At 39.2% G+C, this 1,538-nt stretch carries 2 protein-coding genes; both read right to left on the bottom strand.

Annotation, left to right across the window (positions count from 1 at the left end):
• Positions 1–95: 95 nt before the first annotated feature.
• Entirely contained in the window at positions 96–986 is an 891-nt protein-coding gene (locus ACWHAR_RS20960; RefSeq protein WP_041054396.1) for a manganese catalase family protein, read from the bottom strand.
• Positions 987–1,048: 62 nt separating this feature from the next.
• Complete coding sequence (locus tag ACWHAR_RS20955) at positions 1,049–1,252, bottom strand: YuzF family protein (protein WP_017697720.1); 204 nt, start codon at positions 1,250–1,252, stop codon at positions 1,049–1,051.
• Positions 1,253–1,538: the final 286 nt, after the last annotated feature.

Below are 1,538 nucleotides of genomic sequence, written 5' to 3'. Positions count from 1 at the left end.
ACTTCAATTTCTTTTACACCCCTACCTTTATTTAAGGCAGAAAGAAAAACAAGCCACTGTAATTATGATTAATTACAGTGGCTCTTTATTAAAGTTTACATATTGCTTTTTAAACGTTTTAAAATACGATAGTAATCATCCAAATCAATCCCTGGAGCGAATTGCTCTGGAAGTTCTGGAAAATCGGGTACAGGCGCACCTTCAGGCATTCCGTCAATTACATGCAGCCTTTCACCTGTTTCTGGGTTTGCACCTTTCCAAATTTGGTTGATATCACGATAATCCGCTTCTCCCCATGTATACAACACATTGTACAATCCTTGATCCATAAACTTTTTGGCATAATCAAACTTATTATTATCCAAACTTGGAACTGGAAGCATTTTACCCACATCCACACCTGTAGCTACTTCTAGTGCTTTTGCATAGGCAATAATATGAGTCCCACCTCTGACAAGCAAGTATCCGGTCATCTCTAAGGCAGTCGGATGGGTCGTCATTTCATACACACGCATTTTGTGGTTTCTAGCACCGATTTCCAATAAATAATTGGCGAGTAGATCTTCAACGAGCGTTCCACTGTTATTTACATACGACCCATTCCACGGTCTTCCCATCCCGTCACCTGGAAAAGCTGTTTGAGCAGTGGTTGTAAAATGTGTAGAATAACGGGCATCCTTTCCATTTTGCAGTGGGGCGGTATCAGGATTGCCAGGAATGGTATTGCCAATCGAGAGCAGATTAATTGCATTCGCTACTAATTCAACATGGCCAAATTCCTCCGCTGTAATACTTGCAATTAAATCATAAAAGGGCTTTAGCTTTTTTTTACCGCGGAAATTAAAGGATTGAAACATGTAATTGTTTAAGGTGGACATCTCACCGAATTTTCCACCCATTAATTCTTGTACAGCTGCAGCAGCATTCATATCGCCATGTTCTGGATATGGTAACTCAATGGCAATTTTATTCACGCGTTTCATCATAAGCTTTACACCTCCATCCGTAAACAATAATCATTTTCATCATATGTTGGATGGAGCTTGGCTTATTCTCGATGAAACCAAATTATTTGTGCTGTACGTACATAGAATGGTGTCCCGCCCATCATGATGACGATATGATCAGGCATGACCTCTCGTAATACACCTCGTACAGAGCCGTGGGTCGTTTGAACAGCAAGGGATTGATTGTGAAGTCCCATTAAAGCTTGATAAACATACGGATCACTAAGTTTCCATTTTTCACTCATTTTCAACACACTCCTTTCATGAAGCCCATAGCAGTATATGCAAGGAAGTAAAAATGTGCATTTGTCCAATTGGAATGTTGGTTTTCGGATTTATTCAGACATCCATTCTTTCATTAGAAAAATAAACCCAGATTCTGAATCCAAAATAAAAACACCTATGAAATAGTGTCAGGGCGTCTCAATCTTAATCCTTGTTTAACTTTTAAACACGGGGTCCTACCAACAAAAAGCGCAAAACATACGCTATGCAAAATTTAACATGACGAAACTGTTGAGTGACAATAAA

The organism is Bacillus sp. LR--39 (assembly GCF_053613335.1).
The sequence above is the reverse complement of the archived record's forward strand: the minus strand, read 5'-3'. Positions and strand labels throughout refer to the sequence as shown.

Bases quoted from the DNA above. Each gene is read 5' to 3' on its own strand.
- ACWHAR_RS20955 (WP_017697720.1), bottom strand. From the start codon at position 1,252: ATGAGTGAAAAATGGAAACTTAGTGATCCGTATGTTTATCAAGCTTTA.
- ACWHAR_RS20960 (WP_041054396.1), bottom strand. From the start codon at position 986: ATGATGAAACGCGTGAATAAAATTGCCATTGAGTTACCATATCCAGAA.